Source organism: Syntrophomonas sp. UBA1041, assembly GCF_002316705.1.
Classification (GTDB): Bacteria; Bacillota; Syntrophomonadia; order Syntrophomonadales; family Syntrophomonadaceae; genus DTU019.
Genome location: NZ_DCEA01000010.1, coordinates 25,077 through 31,151, shown reverse-complemented (window position 1 = coordinate 31,151; position 6,075 = coordinate 25,077). Strand labels below are relative to the sequence as shown.

The window sequence follows — 6,075 nt, the reverse complement described above, 5'->3', positions numbered from 1 at the left end:
GCAGTTGGCGGTGCCGCCGCGCATTTCAGCCCCATAGGATAGAGCACATGAGACCTCCTTGCCGGTATGCATGGCCAGGTGAGTTAGAAACTGGCCCATTGAAATGACTCCCTGTCCTCCGAATCCTGCAAATAAAACCTGTTGTTCTTGTGCCATTCTACTGTTCTCCCTTCACCTTGAATTCTCCCAGCGGATAATATGGTATCATATGCTCTTCCATCCATTTCAATGAATCGGCCGGGCTCAAACCCCAATTGGTGGGGCAGGCGGACAGAACCTCCACCATGCTGAAACCAAGGCCTTTGGCCTGAGTCTGGAAAGCTTTTTTTATAGCCTTTTTAGTCTTGATGACATTGGCCGGATTGTTGACTGCGGTGCGGCAGATATAAGCTGAACCTTCATTGTGTGACAACAATTCACACATCTTGGCGGGATACCCTTCGATCTCAGCCTTGCGGCCGTAAGGCGAAGTAGTGGTCACCTGCCCCAGAAGAGTGGTAGGAGCCATTTGCCCGCCGGTCATTCCATACAGCGTATTATTAACGAAGATAGTGGTGATTTTCTCCCCGCGCAGTGAAGCGTGCACGATTTCCCCCATGCCGATAGAAGCCAGGTCGCCGTCGCCCTGGTAGGTAAACAGATAGCGATCCGGCAAGAGACGCTTTATGGCTGTGGCTATAGCCGGAGCCCGGCCATGAGCGGCTTCCAGCATGTCACAATTAAAATATTCGTAGGCCAACACTGAACAACCCACCGGACAAATACCGATGGTCTCTTCGCGTATGTTTAATTCATCCATAACTTCAGCCACCAGCCGGTGAATGATGCCATGTGAACAGCCCGGACAGTAGTGATATTGGGCCCCGGTCAAACTCTCGGGCTTCTGCGCAATCATTTTCATTTCAAGCCCTCCCTTTCCGCAATGAGCAGCAATTGCTGGGTAATCTCTTCGGGATTGGGCGTCCGGCCTATCTCGCCGATAAAATGCACCGGCACCCGGCCTTGCGCTGCCAGTTGAATATCCTGGATCATCTGCCCTGAGCTGCTTATCTCAACCGAAACCATGGCTGTGCAGGTTTTGGATAAGGCTGCTATAGCTTCATACGGATAAGGCCACAGGGTTATGGGCCGTATCAGACCGGTCTTCACACCTTCCTGGCGGGCGTTCCATACGGCTTTTTTGACAATCCGGGCCATGATTCCGTATGCCACTACTATCAAATCGGCATCGCCGCTCAGGTATTCTTCATATCTCACTTCATTGGCTTTAATGGACTGGTATTTATCGTTTAAATGCTGATTTCTTTTTTGCAGGGTCTCCACCGGCAGGTGCAAAGTGTTCACAATATTGGGTTGGCGCCCTTTACAGCCGGTGATGGCCCATGGCTTTTCTATGAATTCGGTGACGGGATCCCGCAATACTACCGGCTCTATCAGGTTGCCCAGGGTTCCTTCGGCCAGTAGCATTACCGGAATGCGGTAGCCATCGGCCAGGTCAAATGCCAGCATGGTCAGATCCATCATTTCCTGCGCGCTGGAGGGAGCCAGCACAATGATAAAATAATCGCCATGGCCGCCGCCGCGAGTGGCCTGAAAATAGTCGGCCTGGGAGGGCTGTATTCCTCCCAATCCGGGTCCTCCCCGGCTAATGTCCACGATCAGGCAGGGCAATTCCCCTTCTGCCAAAAACGAAATGCCTTCCTGTTTAAGGCTGATGCCCGGACCCGATGAGGCGGTCATTACCCGAAAACCGGTAGAGGCTCCCCCGTAGACCATATTGATGGCAGCCAATTCACTTTCGGCCTGTACAAAAATCCCCCCGATAGTGGGCATTTTCCTGGCCATATATTCGGCTATTTCACTGGAAGGGGTGATGGGATAGCCAAAGAATCCCTTGCATCCGGCTCTTATAGCCCCCTCGGCGATAGCTTCATTCCCTTTCATCAAAACGCGCTGCATAGGCTTACTCCCTCCCCACCTCAATAACCAGATCAGGACACATCACCGCACAGATGCCGCATCCGTTGCAATCCTCTGGTTTAACCAGGCTTACCGGATGATAGCCCAGTATATTGATACTGGTCTTATCGAAGCCCATGATCTGCTTGGGGCAGAATAATATACACAGCCCGCAAGCTTTACAGCGGTCGCTGGAAAAAGTAACCACTCCCCTGGCCAACCTGCATTCCTCCTCACAACCCTACAACCATTCAGGCCTTAAATAAAGATGTATCTGCTTAACTATATCACCAAATTGAAGGCGTGCTTCTTGATAAAAGGTATCAGTAACTACCAGCTGAGTCAGGGGAAGGCCCAATGCAGAAGAAATATCCTGCACGTGCCGGTGCCCCTCTACAATTACCCCAAAATCACTGTCCTCAACCAGGTGCGGATTGCTTATTATACCGGAAACCGGGTGCTGCGCGAACCCCTCCAGCATGGTTTTAAGATCTGCAATATCCTGTATTTCCCAAGAAAAGGGACGGTATGGATTAATGACCATATAGAGGCGAAAATAGGAAGGATTGATGAATCTAGTCAGATACCCCAACACCAGGGCTCCGGCTTTGTCGCCCGCAAGATCAACTACAGTATTCAAATTCCGCCTAAGAGTGCCGATAATACCAGGGGGAAGATTGGGAACATCCCCATAGGCCAAAGTATTGTCAGGAGCCATCAGCTCAATATTGTACTGATTGAGAACCCTCACAGTATCACGGGATACAAAATAAGGGTTGGCCAGATCCAGATCAGCCAGTATTGTAGCAATGTTTTGCTGCGCGCACTCTATCGCATAGTTTACAGCTATCTCACTCTTACCGCTGCCAAAAGCACCGGCAAATACTGTAATAATTCCCCTAACCCAGCCCTTCTACAAAATTATATACTGTACATTATAATAGAGAATCCACTCACAAAACAATGAGTTTTATGTTAAGAAATGGTTAAGCGGCAAGGATACCGGAATCCTCGCCGCTTCATTCTTCAAGTAATTATATCCCTCTATTAATCCTTTGATTTGAAGTCGCTCGGCGTAAAGACAGATAGGGCTTTACATTCCCCGTTGCAGCTCGATAATGACATCAGAAATTTCATCGGTAATCATTTCGATATCCTTCCCGCCTAAGCCTAAAAGCTCCATGGCGCTTTTTGACACCGGATATAACATGCCATCGGCTCCCACCCCCAGGCCCATGGAGGAACAAAGGGCATCAGAAATATGTACAAAGGCGGTCAAAAAACGGTCTTTCTCAGCCTCGCCGGGATTGTGGTGAAAAGCTATCGCTTCAACTATATCTGCAGGAAACTTCCATTTACGGGCTAACCCGGATCCGATTACCGCATGGTTAAAGCCCAGAACCCGGTTTTCGGCTTCTAGAAATGATATCTGCTTCTGAATAGCTTCTTCTACCACATCTTGATAGATCTCGTTCATAACCTTGTTTAGAATCACTTTGCCGATATCGTGCAGCAAACCTGCGGTATAAGCAACTTCAATAGCTTTATAGCGGCTCCTTTTGGCAATATATCGTGAGGCCATGGCAGTGCCGTAGGAATGCTTCCACAGGTCTCCCGGCCCTAAAGCATAACCGGTCAATTCCCGGCACAGGATATCGTTCATAGAAGCCGCCAGAACCACGCTGCGGATGGTAGCAAACCCCAGCAGAACGGTGGCCTCTGCTGCAGTGGCGACTTGACGTGAATACCCATAGTATGCACTATTGGCCATACGTAAGACTTTAGAGGTCAGGCCTTGATCCTGGCTGATGGCGTTGCCAACATCCTGAGCCGTTGCCCGGGGATCATCGGTCAAATCCATGATTTTACAAGCCATTTGTGGCAAAGCGGGCAAATCATTCACTGCGTCCATGATATAATTCATGCTGAATCTAGCCATTCTTAACCTCCACCGGTTATTTCCAATTATCAATTTTCTTTTCCAAGTATACCCGGTAACTTTGCAGACCTTCGTTTATTTTTGAGAACAACCTTGCCACCTCAAGACGGCTCAAATTCAACTCGGCAGGATCTAAGACCTCAATGGTGCGGAACTCATCTTTCATAATGAATTTAATGGCGTCTTCCAGGCTTTCTACCGAAAAAGTGATAGTAACCGGCGCGCAGGTGGAAAGACGGTTGGTAAATTCATCGAAAATGGTATATATCTCCATGCTCATATCAATCTCTTCGATATTTACTCCTTGAACCGGCACATTCCGTATCAGAGCAATTTTATGCTGCCGCAGTTCTTCGGCCTGTTCGTCGCTGTTTTTAGCAGCAAAAAACCGCCGGCTGGTTTTGCCCTCGGCGATATAATCGAAGCGCACTTTCAATCGGATCAATGTCAGGCCTCCCATCATTAATATTTATTGCATCATGATTTCCCCCAGGAACATGCCCAGGGCCGCTGCCAGACCTTCTCCATAGTTGATTCCCAGATTAAACACTGCCTCCAGGCCAATTTTATCCAGAACCAGCTGATGGCCTCTTTGATCTGATAAACTGGGCGCAATCAGGCAGGATGAAACTTGATCATCTAGAAGGTTAGCCAGGAGAGCTGCCACTGCTGTCACATATCCGTCCAGCATCACCAATTTGCCATCCCTGCAAGCCTCAACCATAAACCCTGTCAAAGCTGCGATTTCCAGGCCGCCAAAACGAGCCAGAATATCAGTCAGATGGTTGGAATCAGGAATCCTGTGTTCAAAGGCTCTATAGATTATTTCGGTTTTTTTGGCAATTACTTTATGGTCGGTCGACCCGCGGCCTACCAATTGATCTGGATTTATTCCGGTAACCGCAGCGGCTACGGCGGCTGCGCAGAGAGTATTGGCGATGCCCAGTTCACCAACTCCTATTATATCAAAACCGTCTCCAATCTTTTCCTTATAAATTCTAGCCCCGCAGTCCAAGGCCGCAGTTGCCTCTTCCGGGCTAAGGCCGTCCTCATATATGAAATGCCTGCTTCCATGGCACACTTTGCTTGATATAAGCATTTCGGAAACCTCTATTTCGTTATACAAACCCACATCAACTATCAACTCCGGGCGCTGCAAGCGCGTAAGCAGACGGCTGGTGGGGGCGACTCCCCGCAGGTGCTGTTCGGCCAGCATACTGGTTTTCAGGGGAGCGTAAAGACTGACCGCTTCGGTGCTGATACCGTGATCCGCCGCGAAAATGACCAGACCGTAACGGTATGAATCGAGTTTCTGGATGCGTTCTCCGATTATGTTTAAACGGCCCCAGGCATTCTGGGGTTCTAAGATATCAAGCGTCGGGGCTTCCTCCTTAGATTTGCCGCGGTTTTTAGACTCAGTCCGGTGCTGATAATTATGTGCCCCGGGCCATGGCAATCAACCGGTCTACTTCTTCGTCCTGCAAGCGGCGGTATTTTCCGGGGGCCACCCCTTGCAGGGTCAAAAAACCCAGAGCGGTCCGCTTTAAGGCCAACACCGGGTGCCCTATGGCTTTGAACATGCGTTTTACCTGACGCTTGCGGCCTTCATACAACACTAATTCCACCAGTGAACGGTCATTCCCAACCCGCACCAGTTTGGCTAGGGCCGGTTGGGTCATACCATCTTCCAGCCTGATTCCCTTGCGGAGGTCTTCCAGTTCTTGATCCCCAACCATACCTGTGACCCAGGCCTGATAAGTTTTCGGTATGTGGTAGCGGGGATGGATCATGAGATTCATAAATTCTCCATCATTGGTCATGAGCAAAAGCCCTTCCGTATCCAAATCGAGGCGCCCTACCGGATAGACTCTGGCCGCAGCATCCTTAACCAGGTCAACCACTGTAGACCTGCCATGGGGATCTCCCACGCTGCTCAGACAACCGCGGGGTTTATTGAGCAGCAGATAAACCCTGGCAACGGGTTCGATCATTTGGCCATTCACACTCACCCGGTCACATTGGGGGTCAACATTGACGCCAACTCTGGAGATCGTGACGCCATTTACCGTGACCAGGCCTCCGGCAATAAGCTCTTCAGCCCGGCGCCTTGAAGCCAGGCCGCTGTCTGCAATATACTTGGCCAGTCTCATAATCACTTCCCCCAGAGCGGATTACTT

At 49.9% G+C, this 6,075-nt stretch carries 9 protein-coding genes; all 9 read right to left on the bottom strand.

The window, feature by feature from the left end:
* Nucleotides 1-156: 2-oxoacid:acceptor oxidoreductase family protein (locus B2633_RS01995; RefSeq protein ID WP_483168906.1), on the bottom strand; the 156-nt coding region annotated here is incomplete at its 3' end.
* 1 nt (nt 157) lies between these two features.
* Nucleotides 158-901, bottom strand: a complete 744-nt coding sequence (locus tag B2633_RS01990; protein WP_481040394.1) for a thiamine pyrophosphate-dependent enzyme — start codon at nt 899-901, stop codon at nt 158-160.
* A complete protein-coding gene (locus B2633_RS01985; protein WP_483168862.1) occupies nt 898-1,959 on the bottom strand; it encodes a 3-methyl-2-oxobutanoate dehydrogenase subunit VorB in 1,062 nt (353 codons plus the stop codon). Before B2633_RS01985 ends, B2633_RS01990 begins: the two co-directional genes overlap by 4 nt.
* Before the next feature lie 4 nt (nt 1,960-1,963).
* Nucleotides 1,964-2,179, bottom strand: coding sequence for a 4Fe-4S binding protein (locus B2633_RS01980; protein ID WP_481040398.1), 216 nt, complete (start codon nt 2,177-2,179; stop codon nt 1,964-1,966).
* A 21-nt stretch (nt 2,180-2,200) separates the two neighbouring features.
* On the bottom strand, nt 2,201-2,710 hold the full coding sequence (locus B2633_RS01975) for a hypothetical protein (RefSeq protein ID WP_483168861.1): 510 nt from the start codon (nt 2,708-2,710) through the stop codon (nt 2,201-2,203).
* Nucleotides 2,711-3,052: 342 nt separating this feature from the next.
* Nucleotides 3,053-3,898 carry an HDOD domain-containing protein gene (locus B2633_RS01970; protein ID WP_483168860.1) on the bottom strand — a complete coding sequence of 282 codons (846 nt, stop codon included), beginning with the start codon at nt 3,896-3,898 and terminating at the stop codon, nt 3,053-3,055.
* Nucleotides 3,899-3,914: 16 nt separating this feature from the next.
* The gene (locus B2633_RS01965) at nt 3,915-4,343 is read right to left on the bottom strand and encodes a hypothetical protein (protein ID WP_481040404.1); all 429 of its coding nucleotides are present in this window, start codon (nt 4,341-4,343) and stop codon (nt 3,915-3,917) included.
* A 24-nt stretch (nt 4,344-4,367) separates the two neighbouring features.
* The gene (locus B2633_RS01960) at nt 4,368-5,354 is read right to left on the bottom strand and encodes a nicotinate-nucleotide--dimethylbenzimidazole phosphoribosyltransferase (protein WP_483168859.1); all 987 of its coding nucleotides are present in this window, start codon (nt 5,352-5,354) and stop codon (nt 4,368-4,370) included.
* Nucleotides 5,332-6,048 (bottom strand): pseudouridine synthase, encoded by a 717-nt coding sequence (locus B2633_RS01955; protein ID WP_483168858.1) that lies wholly within the window; start codon nt 6,046-6,048, stop codon nt 5,332-5,334. The genes B2633_RS01960 and B2633_RS01955 overlap by 23 nt, the downstream gene beginning before the upstream one ends.
* Between the last annotated feature and the right edge of the window lie 27 nt (nt 6,049-6,075).

What these genes read in the sequence shown, in the direction of transcription:
- B2633_RS01955 (WP_483168858.1), bottom strand. Translation starts at nt 6,048, where the DNA reads ATGAGACTGGCCAAGTATATTGCAGACAGCGGCCTGGCTTCAAGGCGC.
- B2633_RS01990 (WP_481040394.1), bottom strand. Translation starts at nt 901, where the DNA reads ATGAAAATGATTGCGCAGAAGCCCGAGAGTTTGACCGGGGCCCAATAT.
- B2633_RS01985 (WP_483168862.1), bottom strand. Translation starts at nt 1,959, where the DNA reads ATGCAGCGCGTTTTGATGAAAGGGAATGAAGCTATCGCCGAGGGGGCT.
- B2633_RS01970 (WP_483168860.1), bottom strand. Translation starts at nt 3,898, where the DNA reads ATGGCTAGATTCAGCATGAATTATATCATGGACGCAGTGAATGATTTG.